The sequence below is a fragment of the Actinosynnema pretiosum genome (genome assembly GCF_002354875.1).
Taxonomy (GTDB): Bacteria; Actinomycetota; Actinomycetes; order Mycobacteriales; family Pseudonocardiaceae; genus Actinosynnema; species Actinosynnema auranticum.
Window position 1 is genome coordinate 2,393,709 of record NZ_CP023445.1, and the last position, 20,800, is coordinate 2,414,508.

A 20,800-nucleotide genomic window follows, 5' to 3' on the forward strand; every position below is an offset into this window, starting at 1 on the left:
ACTGGGGACATGCCTCTGAAGCACGACGAGTGGTTCGTTCCGCGCCGCACCACCAACGGCACGACCTGCGTCGAGACCCGGTTCACCGATGACGCCGTGTTCGTGCGCAACAACCTGCGCCCCGACGCGGGCACGGCGGTGTTCACGCACGAGGAGTGGGCGGTGTTCGTCGCGGGCGTGCGGGACGGGGACTACGACGTCTGAGATCAGGTCAGGTCGGCGTCTCGCGCCAGCAGGGCGATCTGCACCCGGTTCCCCACCCCGAGCTTGGTCAGCACCCGCGACACGTGCGCCTTCACCGTGGGCACGCTCAGGTGCAGCTCGTCGCCGATCCGCGCGTTCGACCACCCCCGCGCCACCGCGAGCCCACGTCCCGCTCCCGCCCGCACCGCCTCGGCCCCGTCGGCGGCCTCGCCGACGATCTCCACGTCGGACGTGCCGCCGAGCATCCACGCCAGTCCGGCGCGCATGAGTGGGTCCTCGTCCACCAGCGGCAACCTGATCACCAGGGAAGCCTCGCCCACAGCCGGTGCCCGTGCGCGCCCACCCCGTGCTCCAGCTCGCCGCCTACCAGCGCGGCCCGCTCCGCCAACCCAGTCAGCCCCGTGCCCGCGCCGGGCACCGGGAGCGCGGTCCTCAGCTGGTTGCGGACCTCCATGACCAGGTCGGCGCCGGGACGGTCGAACAGCCGCACCAGCACGTCCTGCCCCGGCGCGTGCTTGCGCGCGTTCGTGAGCCCCTCCTGCACCACCCGGTACGCCGCCCGCCCGACCGCCTCGGGCATCCCCGGTTCCACCGAGTCCTCGATCACCTCGCGCACGTCCTGCAGCGCCAGGTGGCTGGTCTCCCTGATCACCGCCGCCGCCCGCACGACCTGCACCCGGTCCGCGTCCACCCGGTACTCCAGCGCGCCCGCGCACACGCTGAGCAGCGACAACCGGTGGGCCAGCACGTCGTGCACCTCGCGCGCGATCCGTTCCCGCTCGGCCCGCGCCGCCGTCTGGGCCCGCTCGTGCTCCCGCTCGGCCTGCTCGGCGCACTCGCGCAACGACTCCACAACCGGTGCGAGCTCGGGGGCCGCGCGCAGCAGTGGGTAGACCGGCGCGGTGACCAGGGCGAGCACCCCGACGGCGGCCACCGCGCGCGGCGGGCGGTGCAAGGCCAGGCTGAACAGCGCCAACGTGGCCATGCCCTGCACCGGCAGGGACAGCGCGCCCAGCACGACCAGGACCGCGGTGACCGGCACCGGGTGCCGCTTGCGGGCCCACAGGAGGGCGCAGCCGAGCGCGGCGGCGAGCTGGTCGGCGAGCAGCAGCCAGGGCGGCAGGTCGGTGAGCTGGGTGCGGTAGCCGAGGGCGTAGCAGGCGGCGAGGGCGAAGATCGCGCCGTCGACCAGCCAGTCGCGGTTGCCGCGGCGGGACGGGGCGGGCATCAGCGCACGTCGCCGTCCCGCAGCCTGCTGTGCGCGAACGCGGTCAGCGCGATCCCGACCACCAGCACTAGCACGTTGGCCAGCAGTTCGTTGGCCGCGACGCCGGGGACGTGCGAGATCAACCCGCCGGGGCCGAAACCGAGCACATCGCGGGCAGCGCCCAGCAGACCGTTCAGGGCGAGGAAGGCGCCCAGGAGTTCCAGTGCTCTCACGGTGGTGACGCCAGGCGAGCGGCGGTGGTGGCGGATCGGCGCTTGGTATCCGGGTTCGGGCCGTTGGCAGGGGGCGGGGCGCTACCTGAGCAGCCGGTGCCGGAGCGGGCCGCTGCTGGTCCAGGCGAGGTTTTCGAGCCTGCTCGAAGAAGTTGTCCCGGCGACGGCAGGCGGCCGAGCATGGGACGAACCCGGCGAGGGGCGGCGGGTGGGGGGAGCGTGATGGGACGAGGAGGGCTGGCGCTGCTCGCGGTGCTGTTCGCGGCGCTGTTCGGCGTGGGGACGGCGGGCGGGGCGGCTGCGGTCGCTCGGGTCGCGGCGGTGGACTGCCCGCCGGGGCACTTGGTGTCGAATCCCGGTCCGGGGCAACCGGATCAGGTCGTCCGCAGGGGGCAGTGCCTGCTGAACCTGGTCCTCCGCCCGCCGGAGTACGAGCCGCTCCCGGTGGACGGGGTCGCCGGGCCGGAGACCGTCCGGAGGCTGGTCCGGTTCCAGCAGTGCGCGAACGCGCTCGGCGCCGGGCTCGTGGTGGACGGCCGCTTCGGGGCGAAGACGATGCTCCACCTGCTGTGGTGGGCCGAGCATCCCGAGGACTTCGCCTGCTGAGCGCCACGGGCGGGAGACCGCAGTTCTCATCCGCACTTCCGGTGTGTCGAGAGCTAAGGGGAACAAGTCATGGGTCGACGAGCCTTGGTGCTGCTGGCCGCGCTGTTCAGCGTCGTGCTCGCGGGAGGGACGGCGGTGGCCGCGCCCGGCGGGGTCGGGGCGCTGCTCAACTGCCCGTCCGCGACGGCGCGGGACGTCGGTCTAGGTGACAGCGGGCCCTACGTCAGGCGGGTGCAGTGCCTGCTGAACTGGGCCGTCAGCCCGGACGCCTACCACATCATCTCCGTTGACGGGGACTTCGGGCGGGACACCGAGGGCAAGGTGATCAAGTTCCAGCAGTGCGCGAACGCGCTCGGCGCCGGGCTCGTGCTGGACGGCCGGGTCGGGTCGAAGACCGCGCCGCACCTGGAGTGGTGGGCGCAGCGCACGGAGTACATCTGCTGACCCGGTGACGCACGCAGGGGCCGCCCGCGCCGAAGCGCGGACGGCCCCCCGTGCACCGCTCAGGACTAGCTGCGCACCATCTTGCGCAGCACGTACTGCATGATCCCGCCGTTGCGGTAGTAGTCCGCCTCACCGGGGGTGTCGATGCGCACGACCGCGTCGAACTCGACGGTCGACCCGTCGGCCTTCTTCGCGACGACCTTCACCGTCTCCGGCGTCGAGCCGTTGTTCAGCTCGGTCACCCCGGAGATGTCGAACACCTCGGTGCCGTCCAGGCCCAGCGACGACGCCGACTCACCGGCCGGGAACTGGAGCGGCAGGACGCCCATGCCGATCAGGTTCGACCGGTGGATGCGCTCGAACGACTCGGTGATCACCGCGCGCACGCCCAGCAGCGAGGTGCCCTTGGCCGCCCAGTCGCGGGACGAGCCGGAGCCGTACTCCTTGCCCGCCAGGACGACCAGCGGCACGCCCGCCTCGGCGTAGCTCGCCGACGCGTCGTAGATCGTGGTCTGCGGCGCGCCCTCGGCCAGGAAGTCGCGGGTGAAGCCGCCCTGGACGTCGTCGAGCAGCAGGTTGCGCAGGCGGATGTTCGCGAAGGTGCCGCGGATCATCACCTCGTGGTTGCCGCGCCGCGAGCCGTACGAGTTGAAGTCCTTGCGGTCCACGCCGTGCTCGGTCAGGTACTTGCCCGCGGGCGAGTCGGCCTTGATCGAACCGGCCGGGGAGATGTGGTCCGTGGTGACCGAGTCGCCCAGCAGCGCCAGCACGCGCGCGCCGCTGATGTCGGTGACCGGCTTCGGCTCCATCTCCATGCCCTCGAAGTACGGGGGCTTGCGCACGTAGGTGGAGTCGTCGGCCCACTCGAAGGTGTTGCCGGTCGGCGTGGGCAGCGACTGCCAGCGCTGGTCGCCGGAGAACACGTTCTCGTAGCCCTTGGCGAAGCCCTCCGGCGAGATCGCCGAGCCGACGACCTCCGAGACCTCCTGCGGCGACGGCCAGATGTCGGCCAGGTAGACCGGCTTGCCCTCGTTGTCCGTGCCGAGCGGCTCGGTGGTGATGTCCTTGTCCATCGAGCCGGCGAGCGCGTACGCCACCACGAGCGGCGGGGACGCCAGGTAGTTCATCTTGATGTCGGGGTTGATCCGGCCCTCGAAGTTCCGGTTGCCCGACAGCACCGACACCGCGGCGAGGTCGCCGTGGTTGATGCCCGCGCTGATCTCCTCCTGCAGCGGGCCGGAGTTGCCGATGCACGTGGTGCAGCCGTAGCCGACCAGGTGGAAGCCCAGCTTCTCCAGGTACGGCATGAGGCCGGCGCGCTCGTAGTAGTCCATGACGACCTTGGAGCCGGGCGCCAGCGTGGTCTTGACCCACGGCTTGCGCTCCAGGCCCTTCTCCACGGCCTTCTTCGCCAGCAGCGCCGCGCCGATCATCACCGACGGGTTCGAGGTGTTGGTGCACGAGGTGATCGCGGCGATCGCGACGGCGCCGTGGTCCAGCTCGAACTCGTTGCCGTCCAGGGTCACCTTGACCGGGTTGGACGGGCGGCCCTCGCTGCCGGTCGCGGCCGAGTGGACCACGCGCGGCGCGCCGCCGTTGTCACCGTTCGCGGGCGAGATCGGGTCGCTGGCCGGGAAGGTCTCCTCCACGGCCTCGTCCACGCTGGAGGCCGAGGTCGGCTCGCTGTCGGAGACGTACGCGCCCAGCGCCTGGCGGAACGCGGTCTTGGACGCGGCCAGCTCGATGCGGTCCTGCGGGCGCTTCGGGCCCGCGATCGACGGGACGACCGTCGACAGGTCCAGCGACAGCGTCTCGGAGTACACCGGCTCGCGGTCGGCCTCGTGCCACAGGCCCTGCTCCTTGGCGTACGCCTCGACCAGCGCCAGCTGCTCGGCCGAGCGGCCGGTCAGCTTCAGGTAGTCGATGGTCTCGCCGTCGATCGGGAAGATCGCGCAGGTGGAGCCGAACTCCGGGCTCATGTTGCCGATGGTGGCGCGGTTGGCCAGCGGCACCGCGCCGACGCCCGAGCCGTAGAACTCGACGAACTTGCCGACCACGCCGTGCTTGCGCAGCATCTCGGTGATCGTGAGCACCAGGTCGGTGGCGGTCGCGCCCGCGGGCAGCTCGCCGTGCAGCTTGAAGCCGACCACGCGCGGGATCAGCATCGACACCGGCTGGCCCAGCATCGCGGCCTCGGCCTCGATGCCGCCGACGCCCCAGCCCAGCACGCCGATGCCGTTCACCATGGTGGTGTGGCTGTCGGTGCCGACCAGGGTGTCCGGGTAGGCGACGCCGTTGCGCACCATGACCACGCGGGCCAGGTGCTCGATGTTGACCTGGTGGACGATGCCGGTGCCCGGCGGGACGACCTTGAACTCGTCGAACGCGGTCTGGCCCCAGCGCAGGAACTGGTAGCGCTCCTTGTTGCGCTCGTACTCCAGGTCCACGTTCAGCTCGAAGGCGTCCGGGCGGCCGAAGATGTCGGCGATCACCGAGTGGTCGATGACCAGCTCGGCCGGGGCCAGCGGGTTGACCTTCGCCGGGTCGCCGCCGAGCTGGGTCACGGCCTCGCGCATGGTGGCGAGGTCGACCACGCAGGGCACGCCGGTGAAGTCCTGCATGACCACGCGCGCGGGCGTGAACTGGATCTCCTTGTTCGGCTGGGCGCTGGGGTCCCAGGCGCCGAGCGCGCGCACGTGGTCGGCGGTGATGTTCGCGCCGTCCTCGGTGCGGAGCAGGTTCTCCAGCAGGATCTTCAGGCTGTACGGCAGGCGCTCCGCACCCTCGACGGCGCTCAGTCGGTACACCTCGTACGAGGCGTCGCCGACCGAGAGCGTGCCGCGGGCGCCGAAGCTGTCCTTGCTCGCTGGTGCAGTCACGTCCAACTCCATCTGGTGACTCTGGTGACGCGCATAAGTCGGTAGGGGAACATCCGTGAGTCTTCCGCACCTGTGGGTGCGGCGCCCTCTCGCCCTAAACAGTACGCGTGTCCTGTATGGGGGTTCAAGCTGACCCGCGAGGTTGGTCCGAGGCGGCGGGGAGGCGCGCGGTCCGGGTGCGGGACCCCGCTGGGCCGGGTGGGCGCGGGCGGCGTGGCACGTCAGGGCGGGAGCGGGCCGGTGGGAGGGTGTCGCGGGTGAGCGGCTGGGGGCGGGGTTCGACGGGGCGGGGCGGCGCCGGGCGCGGCGCGGGACCGGGGAGCGCGGGCCCGAGCGCGGTCCGGCTCGACGGGGTCGGCAAGCGGTACGGGCGCGGGCCCTGGGTGCTGCGCGGGGTCGACCTGGACGTGCCCGCGGGCGGGCTGGTCGTGGTCGCGGGCGGCAACGGGGTCGGCAAGTCCACCCTGCTGCGCGTCGCGGCCGGGCTGGTCAGGCCGGACGAGGGGCGCGTCGCCCGCGCCGGCGACGTCGGCTACCTGCCCGAGCGGTTCCCGCCCGACGTGCGCTTCTCCGCCCGGAACTACCTGCGCCACCTCGCCGCGGTGCGCGGGGTCCCCGGCCGGTGGGAGCTGGTGGAGGCGCTCGGGTTCGCGGGCGACCCGGACGGGCCGATGTCCGCGCTGTCCAAGGGCAACGCGCAGAAGGTCGCGCTCGCCCAGGCCCTGCACGCGCGCGGGCTGGTCGTGCTCGACGAGCCGTGGTCCGGTCTGGACGCCCGCGCGGGCGCCGCGCTGGCCGGGCTGGTCGAGGCGGCCCGCGCGGACGGCGTCGGGGTGCTGGTCACCGACCACACCGGGCGCGAGCTGGCCGGGGCGCGGCAGGTCGTGCTCGGCGGCGGGCGGGACCGGGTGGTCGTGGTCGAGCTGGACCGGGCCGGGGCGGTGTTCGAGCAGGTCGAGGCGGCGGACGGGGTGCTGGTGGCCGAGCGGGGCGGGGACGCGGTGCGGTTGGAGGTCGAGCCGGGGCGCAGCGACGAGGTGCTGGCCCTCGCGCTGCGGCTGGGCTGCTCGGTGCGCGGGGTGCGGTCGTGAGGCTCCTCGCGCTGGTGCGCTACCTGGTGGCCGACGTCGCGCGCGGGCAGCGGTTCCTGCCTCCGGTGCTGCTGCTCCTGGCCGTGCTCGCCATGCTCTACGCCGGGGACGCGGGCGAGGCGCCGCAGTCCTACATCGGGTCGAGCGCGCTGCTGTACCCGGTGTCGGTGTGGCTGGCGGTCGTGGTCGCCGGGACCGAGGACCCGGTTCGGCACGCCGTCACCACGACCACCGCGGGCTGGGCGCGGACGCGGGTCGGGGTGGCGCTGGCCGCGCTGGTGTGGGCCTGCGGGGCGGCGGTGGTCGGCACGCTGGCCCCGGTGCTGACGCAGCCGAGGCCCTACCCGGCGCCGGTGGTGCTGACGGGGCTCGCGGCGAACCTGGTGTGCGCGGTCGCGGGCGTCGGGGTCGGGCTGCTGTGCGCGCGACCGGTGCTGGTGCGCGCCGGGTGGACGGCGGTGGCGGCGCTGGCGCTGACCGTCGCCGCCTACCCGCTCGGGGTGGCGCCGCCGGTCGGCGCGGTGCTCGGGGCGCTCGGCGGGCGGGTCGGGCTCGCGCCCGCGCTCGGGTGGTCCGCCGTGACCGCCTCGGGCCTGGTGGTGGCCGCTACCCTGGCTGCCTGGGTGATCGGATCGCGCAGGGGGTGACCTGGATGGCGACCACCGGACCGGTGCCGCGGGAGATCGTCGGCCGGAGCGCGGGCGGGCGCGGATGAGCCCCCGGTTGCGGCTGGTCGACGGCGTGCGCCCCGACGAGCCGGGCGTTCCGGTGCCGGTGCTGCTGGTCGACCCCGCCGGGACGCCCGGTGAGCGGGCCGCGGCGGCGCTGCGCAGGCACTGCGTGGAGGGCGTCGGCGTGCTGTTCCTGATGGGCAGCGACGGGTGGGCGCGGCAGGAGCTGCGCGACCGGGTGCTGGCGGTGGAGGTCGTGGTGCACCCGTTCACCCTCGGGCAGGTCGACGTGGACCCGGAGGACTTCCCCGAGCGGGTCGGCGACTCGGTGCTGCTGCTGCGGGCGGAGGCGGAGGTCGACCCGGAGCGGTTCGCCCGCGCCGCCGGGGAGACCGCGCTGCTGACGGCGGGGCCCGAGGTGGAGCTGGCGGACGCGCTGGCCGGGGCGGCGCGCAAGGTGCTGCTGCTGGGGCCGCCACCCGCCGCGGTGCCCGGCTAGCGGCCCCGCTCAGAACGCGGCCAGCAGCACCCCGAGGTCGGCGGGCGTCAGCGCGGGGGCCGCGGTCAGCAGGGCCCGCGCGAGCGTGCGGGCGGGGCTGACGTGCCACCCGGCGGACGAGCGCGTGGTCACCAGCGGCACCCCCTCGGCGAGCAGCCGGTCGAACAGCCGCGCCAGGACGTCCGGGGTCCCGTGCGGGGCGTGCGGCGGGGTGAGCAGGGCGGCCAGGTCGTTCGCGCACAGCGGCCGGGCCGGGGTGTCCGGCACGTAGCAGGCGCCCTCGCGGGTGAACCGGCCGCTCAAGCCCCCGGTCGTCAGGGTCAGCGCCCGCACCACCGCTCGGGCGCCCTCGGTGGTCTCGGCCACGTCGACCTCGACGTCCCGCACGCCCACCACGCCCGGCACCGGCCCCGCCAGGTCCACCAGCGCGGGCCCGGCCGCCTGGACGGCCGCCATCTCGTCCGGCGGCAGGAGCGCGATCACGGTCGTCAGGTCGCCCGCCAGCAGCGCCCCGGTGAACCGCCGCACGGCCGCTCCCGGCGAGCTCTCGGCGCTCGGCTCGATCCCCCGCCGCGGCCAGTCCAGCCCGTTGCCCCTGAGCGCGGCGTGCACGGCGGTGTGCAGCACGCTCGCGTACCACCGGCCGCCGACCTCGACGGTGGCGATCTCCACCGCCCCGGCGCCGCGCGCGCCGAAGTCGACCGTCCAGTCCCGGCCCCCAGGCGACGGCACGGCGCCCAGCGCGCTCGCGAGCCGCCCGGTCACCACGTCCCCGGTGGCGCTCGACGCCGTCAACCACCCGCCGACCACGCCGGTGACGGCCAGCCGCTCGGTGATCCGCCTGGTCCCGCCCACCACGACGCCCGCGCCGCGCACCGAGGGCGGCGCGCCGACCAGCCCCACCCGGCTCCCCTCGGCGACGAGCGCGCGCCCGTGGTCGGCGACCACGGCGGCCTCCGCGGGCGCCATCGCGGCCCACGCGGCGCCCAGGTCGTTCCGGGCGAGCGCCCCGAGGAAGCCCGCCACCACCTCGCCGGGCCCGTCACCACCCGGCGCGGACGTGCCGGACCGCCCCGCCTGCCCCACGAGCAAGGCCCCCGCCAGCACCCCCGCCACCAGCGCGACCACCCCGGCGACCCGACCGCCCGAACCCCACCGCCCCACCGCCACCACCTGCCCCTGTCACGGGCGATTATGTACGCCCACCCGGCTCCCGGCCCCGGTGCGCGACGTGACACGGTGGTGTGGTGACGCCCCAGGAAGCGATGGCCGCCGCCCGCCGGATCACGGTGCTGACCGGGGCCGGGGTCTCCACCGAGTCGGGCATCCCGGACTTCCGGGGGCCGCACGGCTCGCTCAGCGGCGTCACCGAGGCGGGGCGGTCCTCCACGCCCGACGAGTACCTGAACGACCCCGAGGTGCGGCGGCGGGTGTGGCGTGCCCGGCTGCACCACCCCGTGTGGACCGCCGAGCCCAACCCCGCGCACCGGGCGCTCGTGGAGCTCCAGCGCGCCGGGCGGCTGCGGGCGCTGCTCACGCAGAACGTCGACGGGCTGCACCAGCGGGCCGGGACGCGGGGGGTGGTCGAGCTGCACGGGTCGCTGCTGCGCACGGCGTGCACCGACTGCGGGTCTCCGGGGGACATGCGGGAGGCGCTGGAGCGGGTGCGGGACGGGGAGGACGACCCGGACTGCCCGGCCTGCGGCGGGGTGCTGCGGGCCACGACGGTCGCGTTCGGGCAGCCGCTGGACCCGGACGTGCTGCGGGCGGCGCGGGCGGCCGTGGTCGACTGCGACCTGCTGCTGGTCGCGGGCACGTCGCTGGTGGTCAGCCCGGCCTCGGACCTGGTGCCGCTGGCGGCTCGCGCGGGGGCCGCCGTGCTGATCTGCAACGGGGAGCCGACGCCGTGCGACCCGCTGGCGGGCGCGCTCGACCGGCGGCCGGTCGGGGTCTCGCTGCCCGAGCTGGTGGCCGTCCCGGTGACCGGGGAGGGGCCGGTGCGCACCTGGGGCGACCCGAGCACCTGGTGAGCGGTCCGCCCACCCCGGCCAAACCCCACCAACGGGTGAGCTGACCGGCGCGGGGGCCGGGGGTCTGGTCTTCTGCCCGTGTGCGCAACCCCTCCTCCTGGCAGTCACCGGTCAACCTCAGGTCGCCCGTCGTCGTCCCCGGTTCCAGCGGGTCGCTCGACCTGCGGTGGGAGGAGGGGAGCCAGCGGTTCGACGTCGTCGCCGAGGTGCACGGGCAGCGGTTCCGGCCCGTCGTCGCGCAGGAGGCCGTGCTCGGCGGCGAGGTGTACCGGCTCGCCAACGTGCACTTCCACCGGCCCGGCGAGCACTGGGTCGACGGCCAGCCGCAGCAGGCCGAGCTGCACGCGGTGCACGTGCGGGCCGAGCGGGCCCTCCAGGTCCTGATCGTCTCTGTGCTGCTGCGGTACGAGGCCGACGGCGAGGGCGGCGCGCCCACCTCGTTCGACCTCGGCGCGCTCCTGCCCGCGCGGCGCTCCTTCTACCGGTACGAGGGCTCGCTGAGCACGCCCGACCACAGCGAGAACGTCAGCCACGCGGTGTTCGCCGACCCCGTGCAGGTCGCCGACCAGCACCTCGCCCGGTTCATCGCGGGCCGCGCTGACCGGGCCCGGCCGCCCCAGGACCTCGGGCGGCGGTACCTGCTGCTGTGCGAGTGACGGGCCTCGCGGGCGGGGCGGCACTGAACCGATCCGCCGCCAACTGAGACGCATCGTCCCTGGTCAGCGTCCCGGCGGCAGAATAACGTCGGTGGATGCGCGTACCGCTGACCGTCGCAGACTTCCTGGAGCGGGCCGAGGTCGCCTTCGCCTCCACCACCGCCGCCGTTGACGAGCCGCACCAGCCCGCGCCACCCGTCCCCACCACCACCTACGCCGGGTTCGCCGACCGGGTCCGCGCCTGGCAGGCCGGGTTCGACGCCCTGGGCATCGGCGTCGGCGAGCGGATCGCGGTGGTCAGCCCCAACTCGGCGCGGGTGCTCGAACTCCTGCACGCCGTGCCCGGCAGCGGGCGCGTCTGCGTGCCCGTGAACTACCGGCTGCGGCCCGCCGAGGTCGCCTACATCGTCGAGCACAGCGGGGCCACCGCCCTGCTCGTCGACCCCGAGCTCGAACTCGGCGGCGTCCGCGCCCCGCACCGCTTCACCCTCGGCGCGCACACCGAGGAGGAGCTGATGCTCTTCGGCGTCGCCCCGCGCCCGTGGCGCGACCCCGACGAGGACGCCACCGCCACCGTCAACTACACCTCCGGCACCACCGCCCGCCCCAAGGGCGTGCGGCTCACCCACCGCAACCTGTGGATCAACGCCGTCACCTTCGCCCTGCACACCCGCGCCTGGGAGCGGGACGTCTACCTGCACGTCCTGCCGATGTTCCACTGCAACGGCTGGGGGATGCCCTACGGGTTAGCCGGGCTGGGCGTGCCGCAGGTCGTGCTGCGCAAGGTCGACGGCGACGAGATCCTGCGCCGCGTCCGCGACCACGGCGTCACCCTCGTCTGCGGCGCGCCCGCCGTGTGGAGCGCGGTGCTCGACGCCGCCGCGCGCTGGGACGGCGAGGTCCCCGGACGCGGCCGGGTGCGCGTGGTGTGCGCGGGCGCCCCGCCGCCCAGCCGCGTCATCGCCCGGATCACCGCCGAGCTGGGCTGGGAGTTCCTGCAGATCTACGGCCTGACCGAGACCGCCCCGCTGCTCACGTTCAACCGCACCCGCCCCGAGGACGACGGGCTGACCGACGAGGAGCGCGCCCGCAAGCTCTCCCGCGCGGGCGCCCCCGCGCTCGGCGCCCGCCTGCGGATCTCCGACACCGGCGAGGTGCTGGCCCGCTCGAACGTGGTCATGGACTGCTACTGGGACAACCCCGGCGCCAGCGCGGAGGCCCTCGACGGCGGCTGGTTCCACACCGGCGACGGCGGGCACGTCGACGACGACGGGCACCTGGTCATCTCCGACCGCAAGAAGGACGTGATCATCACGGGCGGGGAGAACGTGTCGTCGGTGGAGGTGGAGGACGTGCTGTTCGACCACCCGGCGGTCGCCGAGGTCGCCGTCATCGGCGTCCCGCACGAGAGGTGGGGCGAGACGGTCAAGGCGCTCGTCGTGCTCGCCGACGGCGCCTCCGCCACCGGGGCCGAGCTGATCGCGCACTGCAAGGCGCGGCTGGCCGGGTACAAGGCCCCGACGTCGGTGGAGATCCGGGACGCGATCCCGCGCACCGCCACCGGGAAGGTGCAGAAGTTCAAGCTCCGCTCGCCCTACTGGGACGGGCTCAACCGCGAGGTCAACTGATCGTGCGCGTCAGCCACCCGTGTGGTTGAAGTTGCCCCTGTGGCGCTGAAGGCCCCGGTGGAGCGGTGGCACAGTCTCCGTCGAGGTGTTGCGCCGTTCGGCGCAACGGGTCGACGCGGCGGAGGCGGGTGCGGTGGGTCGGTGGACGGGTTCCGGTGTGGTCGCGCTGGTCGCTCTCCTCGTCCTGACGGGACAGTCAGCGGCTGTCCCCCCGCCTCCGCCCAACCCCAGCGACAGCGAGATCAGCGAGGGCCGCGAGGCCGCTGACGCCGCCGCGGCGCGCGTCGGCGAGCTGAACAGCAAGCTGAGCGAGGCCGAGTCCCGCCTGCAGGCGCTGGACAGCGAGGTCGCCTACAAGATGGAGCTGGCGAACAAGGCGCGGGTCGACCTGGACATCGCCCGCACCGCCGCCGACACCGCCCGCGCCGAGGCCGACTCGGCCCGCGCCCAGTCGGACGCGTCGTTCGAGGCGGTGGAGCGCTCCCGCCGGGCGCTGGACGAGTTCGCCGCGGCCAGCTACGAGCACGGCAGCGCGCTCGGCTCGGTCACCGCCTACTTCGGCGCGACCAGCCCGGAGGACCTGCTGGCGCGCGCCCAGCTGCTCGAAGCGGTCGGCGGGTTCGGGTTGGACACGCTGGACGACCTGCACGAGGCGCAGGACGAGGCGGCGAACAAGGACTCCGCGGCGCGGGCGGCGCGCGGTGAGGCGGAGAAGAAGGAGAAGGCCGCCGACGACGCGCAGCGCGCCGCCGAGGGCGTGATGGCGGCGGCGGTGCAGGCGCAGCGGGCGCAGCGCGAGCAGGCGGGCGCGATCGAGCAGGAGCGCGGGCGGGTGCAGGGGGAGCTGGAGCAGGCGCTCGGGTCCGTGGAGGGGTTGGAGTCGCAGCGGGAGCGGTACGGGCGCTGGTTGGAGGACAAGCGGCGCGAGGACGCTGCCGCGGCGGCGTTCCGGCCGCCCGCGGTGATCGCGCCGCCGGTGGGCGGGGGTAGCGGCGGGCCGGTCGGGGAGGGCGTGGAGGCGGTGATCGCCCGTGCCATGACCCAGATCGGGGTGCGGTACTCGTGGGGCGGGGGGAACTACACCGGGCCCACGGTGGGGGTGCGGGACGGGGGTGAGGGCGACGTCCACGGGGACTACTACACGGTGGGGTTCGACTGCTCCGGGTTGATGATGTACGCGTTCGCGGGGGTGGGGATCTACCTGCCGCACTACTCGGGGTACCAGTACACGTCGGGGGACCGGGTGCCGCTGGAGCAGGCGCGGCGCGGGGACATGCTGTTCTGGGGGCCGGGCGGGGGGACGCACGTGGCGCTGTACCTGGGGGACGGGATGATGTTGGAGGCGCCTTACTCGGGGTCGGCGGTGAAGGTGTCGCCGGTGCGGTACAGCGGGATCGTGCCTTACGTGACTCGGCTGCTCTGAGGTCGGGGCTTCGGGGGTTCTCCGGTTTTTCGGGGTTTTCGGGTGTGCGGGGCCGTGCCGGGATTGTGGCGCGGTCCCGTTTTTTGTGGTTGGTGGTGAACCTCCGGGGGGCGTTCGGCGACTTAACCGGGCGGAGGAGGTCACATGGACGACGACGAGCTGCTCGTCATCCGCTGCAAGCTCGGTGAGCGGGAGGCCTGCGCCGAACTGGTGCGGGCCTGGCACCCGGTCGTGGAGCGGTATGTCGCGCGGATGCTGGGGCGCGGGGATGACGACGCGGTGCAGGAGGTCTGGATCGGGGTGTTCACCGGGTTGCCGAGGTTGCGCGACACGGGGCGGTTCAGGGCTTGGTTGTACACGATCGCCCGGCGGGCTGTGGTGAACCGGTTGCGGGGGGTTTACCGCCAGTCGCGGGTTGAGCCGGTGGGGGCGGGTGGTTCGGGTGATGCGGGTCTTTCGGGTGGCCTGGGTGTTCCGGGTGGTTCGGGCGAACGGCCCGTCGATCCGGTGGCCGATCTGGTGCTGGACCGCGAGGCGGTCGCGGCGGGGCTGGCCGACCTGCCGCCGCTGGAACGCGAGGTGATCGTGCTGTTCCACCTGGAGGATTTGGCGCTGGAGACCTGCGCGCAGGTGTGCGGGGTGCCGGTGGGAACCGTCAAGTCCCGGCTCAACCGGGCACGCGGCCTGCTGCGGGCCGCGCTGGAGCGGAAGGGGTATCCGGCGTGAACCCGGATGAGGTTGTGGGCGGGTTGCGGCCTGTTCTGTCCTTGCGGCGGCGGGTTGGGTACGTGCTGGTGGGGCTTGGGGGGGTGGTGGGGGCTTGCCTGATCGGGGTGCTGTGGGCCACCGAGCCGGGGTTGCCCGCGCGGACCGCGGTGTCGTTCGGGGTGCTGGTCGCGATCGGGATCGGGTGGGCGGGGTTCGCGTTGTGGGCGTTGACCCGGAGGGCGCCGTTGTACGCGCGGGACCGGGTGGTGGCGGCTTGGTTGGGGGGTGGGGCTTGGGCGGTGTTCGCGGTGGGGGCGCTGGTGATCGTTCGGGGGGCGCCTGGGGGGTGGCTCCTCGGGGTGATCGCGGGGATGGGGGTGGTGGCTGCGGTGAACGGGTGGTTCGCGGGGCGTGAGCGGGGGCGGTTGTTGCGGCGGGCTCGGGAGTTGCGGGGGGTTCGGGAGTTGCGGGGGTGAGGGGTGGGTGGGGGTGAGGTGGGGCGGTGGGGGTGCTGAAGGGGCGTGTTGCTCGCCGGGGGTGTCCTGGGGCGGCGGTGGCTAGGCGGTTGAACGGTCCGTTCAACCGGGGATGAGGGAATGAATGGTCCGTTCAACCGGAGGCGAGAGGGGTGAACGGACCGTTCAACCGGGATTGAGGGGGCGAGTGGCCCGTTCACCTGGGGAAGAGTCGGTGAACGGCCCATCCGCCTGGAGATGGGACGATGAACGGTCCGTTCAACCGGAATCGTGCGGTTGAACGGACCGTTCAACCGGAGATGGGACGATGAACGGTCCGTTCAACCGGAGGCGAGGGGTTGAACGCGCCGTTCAACCAGAGGTGTGGAGTTGAACGGACCGTTCAACCGGTGATGAACGCGCCGTTCACCGCTCCGCTGGCGGCAGGCTGTTGGCTTGAGAGGCGAATGGGTGGTTCGTCTTGTGGTTGAACGGTCCGTTCAACAGATGGTGAGCGCCGAGCGTCCCTTCGTCTGCTGCCGAGCGTCCCTTCGTCTGCTGGTGAGCGGACCGTTCGTCTGTTGGTGAACGGACCGTTCGACTGCTGGTGAGTGGTCCGTTCAATCGTTGGTGGACGTCTTGTTCGCTGGGGTGTCCCGAGCGCAGGCCGTGTTTTGCCGGGTGAACGGACCGTTCAACCGAAGGCCGAGGCTTTTGGCTGGGATGAACGGGCCGTTCGCTGCTTTGCCTTGTGGGCGGGGCATGTGCTGCCGGGTGAACGGTCCGTTCAACCAAGGGTGAACGGACCGTTCACCTGGGGATGAGTGTCCGGTCAACCTGGGGGTTCGCGGGTCGTTCACCGGGTTTGTGGATCTAGGGGGATTGGGGGCCATGGGGTGGCCTGGGTGCGTGTGCCGGTGCGTGTGCCGGTGCGGAAGGTGTGGTGCGGAAGGCTCGGGTGCGGAGGTGGGGTTAGGACTGGTCGGCCAGGTCTTGAGGGGTGTCCACGTCCTTGGACTCGGCCTCGGTCGCCGGGAGTCTGGTCTCCACCAGTTCCGCCAGCACCGCGCGCATCGGCGCGTTCCTCGGATCCTGCGGTAGGGCCGCTCGGAGCTCCTCCGTTCGCCACACGCCGGTCAGCCACTGCGTTCGGCCCGTCGCGTCGACCAGGACCGCGTTCGCGTTCGTGGTGAGCAGGCGGGTCACGGTTGATGCCGTCACGCCCGGTTGGTCCACCGCCAGGACCACCACGCGTGGGTGTTCCACCAGGGCCACGCCTGCCGCCAGGCCGGCCAGGGGGCCGCCGCCCGGTGGGGTTTCCCTGGTCCACTGGACGTCGGGTTCGTTCTTCGGGGCGCCTACGACGATCACCTGGGCGGCGCCTGAGACCGCGTCCAGGGCGTGTTTGAGCAGGGTTCGGCCTCGGACCACCAGGTCCGACTTGTCCACGCCGCCCAGCCTGCTTCCGCGACCGCCGCTCAGCACGACGGCCGACCACGCTTCAGCTGATCGTTCCGCCACGTCTGGCCAGCTCCCGCCTGTTCCTAGCGCGAATCGGGCAAAACCGGGCACAAGCCGGGCAACCCCCCGCGCCACGCCAACAGGCTAGCGCCGTCGCAGCAGGAAACCGTGCTCCCGCAGTTCCTCCAACCCGAACTTCTCCACCATCCGGTGCCCCGGCTGGACCTCGTCCACCCAGTGCTCGATGTCGAACCACTCCCCGTAGTACCCGGCCACCTCCTCCGGCCCCACCGAGAACGGCGGGGAGTCCAGGCTCGGGCGGTACTCCAGGGTGTTCAGGAAGTACCGCGTCCCCGGTGTCGCCAGCTCCAGGATCTTCGCCACGTACCTCCCCCGCATCGCCTCCGGGAACGCGATCAGCGCCGCGCGGTCGTACACCACGTCCACCCTCCCCAGATCCCCCCTCCCCAGGTCGAACAGGCTCTGGTTCCGGATCGTCAGGTTCCCCGCGGTGAACACGCCCTCGTCCACCTCCGTCGGCGACAGGCCGTTCTCCGCGAAGAACTCCTCCACCGCCCGCCCGACCAGCTCCACGCCGACCACCCGTTCCGCCCGTTCGGCGAAGAACAGCAGGTCGACCGACTTCCCGCACAGCGGCACCAGCACCACCCGCCCCTCCAGGGGGACGCGCTCGGCCAGCAGTTCGGCGTGCGGGTGCACCCGCCTGAGGTGGAAACTCGTCCGGGAGCCGCCCTCGGCCCACGAGTCCACCCAGAACTCCTCTTCCACAACCTGCGACGATAAGCCCGACCGCGCCCCGCGCCTGTTACCCGATCGGGCGGTGTCCCGAACGGGGGCGCTGGTCGGCAGGGGGGTCTTCACAAGGTCCACACCGGCCTGGGGCGACACTGGGACGCGTCGCACAACCCCGTCTAGGAGGACCCTTGTCCGAGCCCGCCGCCGAGGCGCACACCACGCCGGCTCGTGACGCCCAGCTGCTCGAACGCACCGTGTTCGAGGTCAAGCGGGTGATCGTCGGCCAGGACCGGCTGGTCGAGCGGATGCTCGTCGGCCTGCTCGCGAAGGGCCACCTGCTCCTGGAGGGCGTGCCCGGCGTCGCCAAGACCCTGGCCGTGGAGACCTTCGCGACCGTGGTGGGCGGCAGCTTCTCGCGCGTGCAGTTCACGCCGGACCTCGTGCCCGCCGACATCCTCGGCACCCGCATCTACCGGCAGGCCAGCGAGAGCTTCGACGTGGAGCTCGGCCCGGTCGTCGCGAACTTCGTCCTCGCCGACGAGATCAACCGCGCGCCCGCCAAGGTCCAGTCCGCGATGCTGGAGGTCATGGCCGAGCGGCACGTGTCCATCGGCGGCAAGACCTTCCCCATGCCCACCCCGTTCCTGGTCCTGGCCACCCAGAACCCCATCGAGAACGAGGGCGTCTACCCGCTCCCCGAGGCGCAGCGCGACCGGTTCCTGTTCAAGATCCAGGTCGAGTACCCCACGGCCGAGGAGGAGCGGGAGATCGTCTACCGGATGGGCGTCGAGGCCCCCGTGCCGCAGCAGGTCCTCAGCCCCGAGGAGCTGGTGCGGCTGCAGGGCGTGGCCTCGCGGGTGTTCGTGCACCACGCGCTCGTCGACTACGTGGTGCGGCTGGTCATCGCGACCCGCGCGCCCAAGGAGCACCAGCTGGGCGACGTCGCGGGCTGGGTCGCGTACGGCGCCTCGCCGCGCGCCAGCCTCGGCATCATCGCCGCCTCGCGCGCGCTGGCCCTGGTGCGCGGGCGCGACTACGTGCTGCCCCAGGACGTGGTGGACGTGGTGCCGGACGTGCTGCGGCACCGGCTCGTGCTGTCCTACGACGCGCTCGCCGACGGCGTCCCGCTCGACCACATCATCACCCGCGTCCTGCAGACCGTGCCGCTGCCGCAGGTGTCGGCCCGGCCCCAGGCAGGCGGCGCGCCGCAGCCCGTGGGCAGGCCGTGACCCCAGCAGACAACACCAACACCACCACCGCGGGATCGGGCGCGCAGGGGCCGGGAACGCCGGGGACGCGGGCGGCGGGGGCGCAGAACCCCAGCGGCCTGAACCCCAGCGGCCTGAACCCCGACGCGGAACCGGAGGGCGTGGCTGACCGGCCCCGCTGGGCCCCGCCCGCGCTGCACGGCGGTCGCATGGAGGCCGCCCTGCGCACCCTGGAGCTGGAGGTCAACCGGCGGCTCGACGGGCTGCTGCAGGGCAACCACCTCGGGCTCGTCCCCGGTCCCGGCTCCGAGCCCGGCGAGGCCCGGCCGTACCAGCCCGGCGACGACGTGCGCCGGATGGACTGGGCGGTCACCGCGCGCACCACCGTCCCGCACATCCGCGAGACCGTCGCCGACCGCGAGCTGGAGACGTGGGTCGCCGTCGACCTCTCGCCCAGCCTGGACTTCGGCACCGCGGCGTGCGAGAAGCGCGACCTGGTCGTCGCGGGCGTCGCGGCTGCCGCCCACCTCACCAGGGGCGGCGGCAACCGGATCGGCGCGCTGGTGTCCACCGGCGAGCAGGTCGTGCGCGTCCCCGCGCGCGGTGGCCTCGCGCACGCCCGAGGGCTGGTGCGCAAGGTCGCCGAGACGCCCAGGGCGCCCGAGGGCACCAGGGGCGACCTGGCGCAGCTCGTGGAGCAGCTCCGCCGACCGCCGCGCAGGCGCGGGCTGGTCGTGGTGATCTCCGACTTCCTGGGCGAGCTGGAGTGGCAGCGCCCGCTCCGCGCCCTGTCCGCGCGGCACGACCTCCTGGCGATCGAGGTCGTCGACCCGCGCGACGTCGACCTGCCCGACGTGGGCACCGTCGTGCTCTCCGACCCGGAGACCGGCAGGCAGCGCGAGGTGGTCGCCTCGCCGCTGCTGCGCCGCGAGTTCGCCGCCGCCGCCGCCGAGCACCGCGCCGAGGTCGCGGCCGGGCTGCGGCGCGCGGGGGCCGGACACCTGGTGCTGCGCACCGACTCGGACTGGATCGCCGACACCGTGCGCTTCGTGGTCGCCCGCAAGCGCCGCTGGTCGGGAGGGGTGGCCTGATGAGCCTGTCGGGATTCGCCTCGGCGTGGTGGTTCCTGCTGCTGCTGGTCGTCGCAGGCCTCGCGGCGCTGTACGTGGTGCTCCAGCGGGTGCTGCGCAAGCGGTCGCTGCGGTTCGCGAACCTGGCGCTGCTGGAGCGCGTCGCGCCCAAGCGGCAGGGCTGGTACCGGCACGTGCCCGCCGCGTTCCTGATGGTGGCGTTCATCCTGCTCACGGTCGCGCTCGCCGGGCCGACGGCGGAGCAGAAGGTGCCGCGCAACCGGGCCACCGTGATGCTGGTGATCGACGTGTCGCTGTCCATGAAGGCCACCGACGTGCAGCCCACCCGGCTGGAGGCGGCGCAGGTCGCGGCCAAGTCGTTCGCGGAGGGGCTCACGCCGGGCATCAACCTCGGGCTGATCTCGTTCGCGGGCTCGGCGACGGTGCTGGTCGCGCCCACCACGGACCGCTCGGCGGTGTCGCAGGGCATCGACGGGCTCAAGCTCGCCCAGTCCACCGCCACCGGTGACGCGATCGTCGCGGCGCTGTCCGCCATCGACTCGTTCGGCAAGGTCGTGGGCGGCGCGGACGGGCCGCCGCCTGCGCGCGTGGTGCTGATGACGGACGGCAAGGAGACCGTGGGCACGCGCAAGGCCACGGACGCGGCGGGGGATGCGAAGGAGGCGGGCATCCCGATCTCCACGATCTCCTTCGGCACCGAGCGCGGCAGCGTCGACATCAACGGCAAGGCGCAGGAGGTGCCGGTCGACGACGAGTCCATGAAGGAGATCGCGAAGATCTCCGGCGGCGAGTTCTTCAAGGCGGCCTCCGCCGAGGAGCTGCGGCGGGTGTACGACACGCTCGGCGAGCAGATCGGCTACGAGAAGAAGCAGGCCGACGCCAGCAGGCCGTGGCTCGTCGCGGGCACGCTGGTCGCGATGCTCGCCGTGGCCGGGTCCCTCCTCCTCGGGCAACGCCTTCCTTGACGACCGCGCGTGCGTGGCAGGAGGTGGCCGACTGGTCGGCCACCCTGCTGCGCAGGCAGACCGGGACCGGGGTCGTGGAGTGGAACCGGCGGGTCCTGGGGTGCGGTGAGGGCACCGAGGTCGGGGTTCGGCGGTGGCTGCGGGAGCGCGGGGTGCTCGGGTACCCGCAGCTGCTGCTGGTGATGGAGCGGTTCGGGCGGCCGGAACCGCTGGGCGGGGTCGCGTCGGGGGTGCTGGCGGCGCAGTACTCGGGGCGGCCCGAGCTGCGGCCGGTGCTGGAGCGGCTGGTCGCGGAGAGCGGGACGTTCGGGGCGCAGCACGTGCAGGTCCGGCGCACGCACGTGGCCCTGGTGACGCCCCGGCGGACCTACGCGGTGCTGCGGCCGGTGGGGCGGGACCGGGTGGACCTCGGGTTGAGGCTGGTCGGGCAGGAGCCGGTGGGGCGGCTGGCGGCCGTCGCGGTGTCCGGGAACGCGTCGTTGACCGTGCGGATCGTGGTGACCAGCGCGGACGAGGTCGACGGGGAGACCGTGGACTGGTTGCGGCGGGCTTATTCGGAGAACTGCTAGAGCCGCGCGTGGGGCT

General features: G+C 73.5%; 22 protein-coding genes and 1 pseudogene. 16 read left to right on the forward strand and 7 right to left on the reverse strand.

Annotated elements, in window-relative coordinates:
- The first annotated feature begins 9 nt into the window (after window positions 1–9).
- Complete coding sequence (locus CNX65_RS10850) at window positions 10–204, forward strand: DUF397 domain-containing protein (protein ID WP_096492665.1); 195 nt, start codon at window positions 10–12, stop codon at window positions 202–204.
- A 2-nt stretch (window positions 205–206) separates the two neighbouring features.
- Here CNX65_RS10850 and CNX65_RS10855 read toward each other — a convergent pair whose 3' ends face one another.
- From CNX65_RS10855 to CNX65_RS35255, 3 genes are read right to left on the reverse strand one after another with little or no spacing between them, the layout of a single operon-like run.
- The gene (locus tag CNX65_RS10855; protein ID WP_157767581.1) at window positions 207–506 is read right to left on the reverse strand and encodes a response regulator transcription factor; all 300 of its coding nucleotides are present in this window, start codon (window positions 504–506) and stop codon (window positions 207–209) included.
- Window positions 503–1,432, reverse strand: coding sequence for a sensor histidine kinase (locus tag CNX65_RS10860; RefSeq protein ID WP_096492667.1), 930 nt, complete (start codon window positions 1,430–1,432; stop codon window positions 503–505). The genes CNX65_RS10855 and CNX65_RS10860 overlap by 4 nt, the downstream gene beginning before the upstream one ends.
- On the reverse strand, window positions 1,432–1,644 hold the full coding sequence (locus CNX65_RS35255; protein ID WP_157767582.1) for a hypothetical protein: 213 nt from the start codon (window positions 1,642–1,644) through the stop codon (window positions 1,432–1,434). The genes CNX65_RS10860 and CNX65_RS35255 overlap by 1 nt, the downstream gene beginning before the upstream one ends.
- A gap of 222 nt (window positions 1,645–1,866) precedes the next feature.
- Between CNX65_RS35255 and CNX65_RS10865 the strand changes: the two genes are divergently transcribed.
- Both CNX65_RS10865 and CNX65_RS10870 read left to right on the forward strand, forming a co-directional pair.
- The gene (locus CNX65_RS10865; RefSeq protein WP_096492668.1) at window positions 1,867–2,250 is read left to right on the forward strand and encodes a peptidoglycan-binding domain-containing protein; all 384 of its coding nucleotides are present in this window, start codon (window positions 1,867–1,869) and stop codon (window positions 2,248–2,250) included.
- Window positions 2,251–2,319: 69 nt separating this feature from the next.
- Window positions 2,320–2,694, forward strand: coding sequence for a peptidoglycan-binding domain-containing protein (locus tag CNX65_RS10870; protein WP_157767583.1), 375 nt, complete (start codon window positions 2,320–2,322; stop codon window positions 2,692–2,694).
- A gap of 65 nt (window positions 2,695–2,759) precedes the next feature.
- On the opposite strand, the gene CNX65_RS10875 is transcribed toward CNX65_RS10870, so the two are convergent.
- Window positions 2,760–5,573, reverse strand: coding sequence for an aconitate hydratase (locus tag CNX65_RS10875; RefSeq protein WP_096492670.1), 2,814 nt, complete (start codon window positions 5,571–5,573; stop codon window positions 2,760–2,762).
- A 257-nt stretch (window positions 5,574–5,830) separates the two neighbouring features.
- On the opposite strand from CNX65_RS10875, the gene CNX65_RS10880 reads away from it, so the two are divergent.
- From CNX65_RS10880 to CNX65_RS10890, 3 genes are all read left to right on the forward strand, one after another.
- Complete coding sequence (locus CNX65_RS10880; RefSeq protein ID WP_096492671.1) at window positions 5,831–6,664, forward strand: ATP-binding cassette domain-containing protein; 834 nt, start codon at window positions 5,831–5,833, stop codon at window positions 6,662–6,664.
- Window positions 6,661–7,311, forward strand: a complete 651-nt coding sequence (locus tag CNX65_RS10885) for a hypothetical protein (RefSeq protein WP_096492672.1) — start codon at window positions 6,661–6,663, stop codon at window positions 7,309–7,311. Before CNX65_RS10880 ends, CNX65_RS10885 begins: the two co-directional genes overlap by 4 nt.
- A gap of 64 nt (window positions 7,312–7,375) precedes the next feature.
- Entirely contained in the window at window positions 7,376–7,834 is a 459-nt protein-coding gene (locus CNX65_RS10890) for a hypothetical protein (RefSeq protein ID WP_157767584.1), read from the forward strand.
- A 9-nt stretch (window positions 7,835–7,843) separates the two neighbouring features.
- On the opposite strand, the gene CNX65_RS10895 is transcribed toward CNX65_RS10890, so the two are convergent.
- A complete protein-coding gene (locus CNX65_RS10895) occupies window positions 7,844–8,998 on the reverse strand; it encodes a hypothetical protein (RefSeq protein WP_157767585.1) in 1,155 nt (384 codons plus the stop codon).
- Window positions 8,999–9,099: 101 nt separating this feature from the next.
- Between CNX65_RS10895 and CNX65_RS10905 the strand changes: the two genes are divergently transcribed.
- From CNX65_RS10905 to CNX65_RS10930, 6 genes and pseudogenes are all read left to right on the forward strand, one after another.
- A complete protein-coding gene (locus tag CNX65_RS10905; RefSeq protein WP_096492675.1) occupies window positions 9,100–9,864 on the forward strand; it encodes an SIR2 family NAD-dependent protein deacylase in 765 nt (254 codons plus the stop codon).
- Window positions 9,865–9,929: 65 nt separating this feature from the next.
- Window positions 9,930–10,520, forward strand: a pseudogene (locus CNX65_RS10910) (carbonic anhydrase family protein); the annotation flags it as partial.
- A gap of 95 nt (window positions 10,521–10,615) precedes the next feature.
- A complete protein-coding gene (locus tag CNX65_RS10915) occupies window positions 10,616–12,148 on the forward strand; it encodes an AMP-binding protein (protein ID WP_096492677.1) in 1,533 nt (510 codons plus the stop codon).
- A 133-nt stretch (window positions 12,149–12,281) separates the two neighbouring features.
- Window positions 12,282–13,571, forward strand: coding sequence for an NlpC/P60 family protein (locus CNX65_RS10920; protein ID WP_096492678.1), 1,290 nt, complete (start codon window positions 12,282–12,284; stop codon window positions 13,569–13,571).
- A 144-nt stretch (window positions 13,572–13,715) separates the two neighbouring features.
- Window positions 13,716–14,297, forward strand: coding sequence for an RNA polymerase sigma factor (locus CNX65_RS10925; protein WP_096492679.1), 582 nt, complete (start codon window positions 13,716–13,718; stop codon window positions 14,295–14,297).
- 68 nt (window positions 14,298–14,365) lie between these two features.
- Window positions 14,366–14,755 carry a hypothetical protein gene (locus tag CNX65_RS10930; protein ID WP_157767586.1) on the forward strand — a complete coding sequence of 130 codons (390 nt, stop codon included), beginning with the start codon at window positions 14,366–14,368 and terminating at the stop codon, window positions 14,753–14,755.
- 951 nt (window positions 14,756–15,706) lie between these two features.
- On the opposite strand, the gene mobA is transcribed toward CNX65_RS10930, so the two are convergent.
- Together mobA and CNX65_RS10940 are read right to left on the reverse strand one after the other, a co-directional pair.
- Window positions 15,707–16,306 (reverse strand): molybdenum cofactor guanylyltransferase, encoded by a 600-nt coding sequence (mobA, locus tag CNX65_RS10935; protein ID WP_408608534.1) that lies wholly within the window; start codon window positions 16,304–16,306, stop codon window positions 15,707–15,709.
- A 33-nt stretch (window positions 16,307–16,339) separates the two neighbouring features.
- On the reverse strand, window positions 16,340–16,984 hold the full coding sequence (locus CNX65_RS10940) for a class I SAM-dependent methyltransferase (protein WP_096492682.1): 645 nt from the start codon (window positions 16,982–16,984) through the stop codon (window positions 16,340–16,342).
- A gap of 155 nt (window positions 16,985–17,139) precedes the next feature.
- Here CNX65_RS10940 and CNX65_RS10945 point away from each other — a divergent pair, with 155 nt between their 5' ends.
- The 4 genes from CNX65_RS10945 to CNX65_RS10960 all read left to right on the forward strand — a co-directional run bounded on the left by CNX65_RS10945 (window position 17,140) and on the right by CNX65_RS10960 (window position 20,784).
- Window positions 17,140–18,180 (forward strand): AAA family ATPase, encoded by a 1,041-nt coding sequence (locus tag CNX65_RS10945; protein WP_015800979.1) that lies wholly within the window; start codon window positions 17,140–17,142, stop codon window positions 18,178–18,180.
- A gap of 188 nt (window positions 18,181–18,368) precedes the next feature.
- Entirely contained in the window at window positions 18,369–19,250 is an 882-nt protein-coding gene (locus CNX65_RS10950; protein WP_232520143.1) for a DUF58 domain-containing protein, read from the forward strand.
- On the forward strand, window positions 19,250–20,215 hold the full coding sequence (locus CNX65_RS10955) for a VWA domain-containing protein (RefSeq protein WP_096492683.1): 966 nt from the start codon (window positions 19,250–19,252) through the stop codon (window positions 20,213–20,215). Before CNX65_RS10950 ends, CNX65_RS10955 begins: the two co-directional genes overlap by 1 nt.
- Window positions 20,212–20,784, forward strand: a complete 573-nt coding sequence (locus tag CNX65_RS10960; protein ID WP_096492684.1) for a DUF5655 domain-containing protein — start codon at window positions 20,212–20,214, stop codon at window positions 20,782–20,784. Before CNX65_RS10955 ends, CNX65_RS10960 begins: the two co-directional genes overlap by 4 nt.
- Window positions 20,785–20,800 lie beyond the last annotated feature (16 nt).

What these genes read in the sequence shown, in the direction of transcription:
- CNX65_RS10890 (WP_157767584.1), top strand. Translation starts at nt 7,376, where the DNA reads ATGAGCCCCCGGTTGCGGCTGGTCGACGGCGTGCGCCCCGACGAGCCG.
- CNX65_RS10950 (WP_232520143.1), top strand. Translation starts at nt 18,369, where the DNA reads ATGGAGGCCGCCCTGCGCACCCTGGAGCTGGAGGTCAACCGGCGGCTC.
- CNX65_RS10860 (WP_096492667.1), bottom strand. Translation starts at nt 1,432, where the DNA reads ATGCCCGCCCCGTCCCGCCGCGGCAACCGCGACTGGCTGGTCGACGGC.
- CNX65_RS10870 (WP_157767583.1), top strand. Translation starts at nt 2,320, where the DNA reads ATGGGTCGACGAGCCTTGGTGCTGCTGGCCGCGCTGTTCAGCGTCGTG.
- CNX65_RS10915 (WP_096492677.1), top strand. Translation starts at nt 10,616, where the DNA reads ATGCGCGTACCGCTGACCGTCGCAGACTTCCTGGAGCGGGCCGAGGTC.
- CNX65_RS10850 (WP_096492665.1), top strand. Translation starts at nt 10, where the DNA reads ATGCCTCTGAAGCACGACGAGTGGTTCGTTCCGCGCCGCACCACCAAC.
- CNX65_RS10865 (WP_096492668.1), top strand. Translation starts at nt 1,867, where the DNA reads ATGGGACGAGGAGGGCTGGCGCTGCTCGCGGTGCTGTTCGCGGCGCTG.
- CNX65_RS10905 (WP_096492675.1), top strand. Translation starts at nt 9,100, where the DNA reads ATGGCCGCCGCCCGCCGGATCACGGTGCTGACCGGGGCCGGGGTCTCC.
- CNX65_RS10925 (WP_096492679.1), top strand. Translation starts at nt 13,716, where the DNA reads ATGGACGACGACGAGCTGCTCGTCATCCGCTGCAAGCTCGGTGAGCGG.
- CNX65_RS10955 (WP_096492683.1), top strand. Translation starts at nt 19,250, where the DNA reads ATGAGCCTGTCGGGATTCGCCTCGGCGTGGTGGTTCCTGCTGCTGCTG.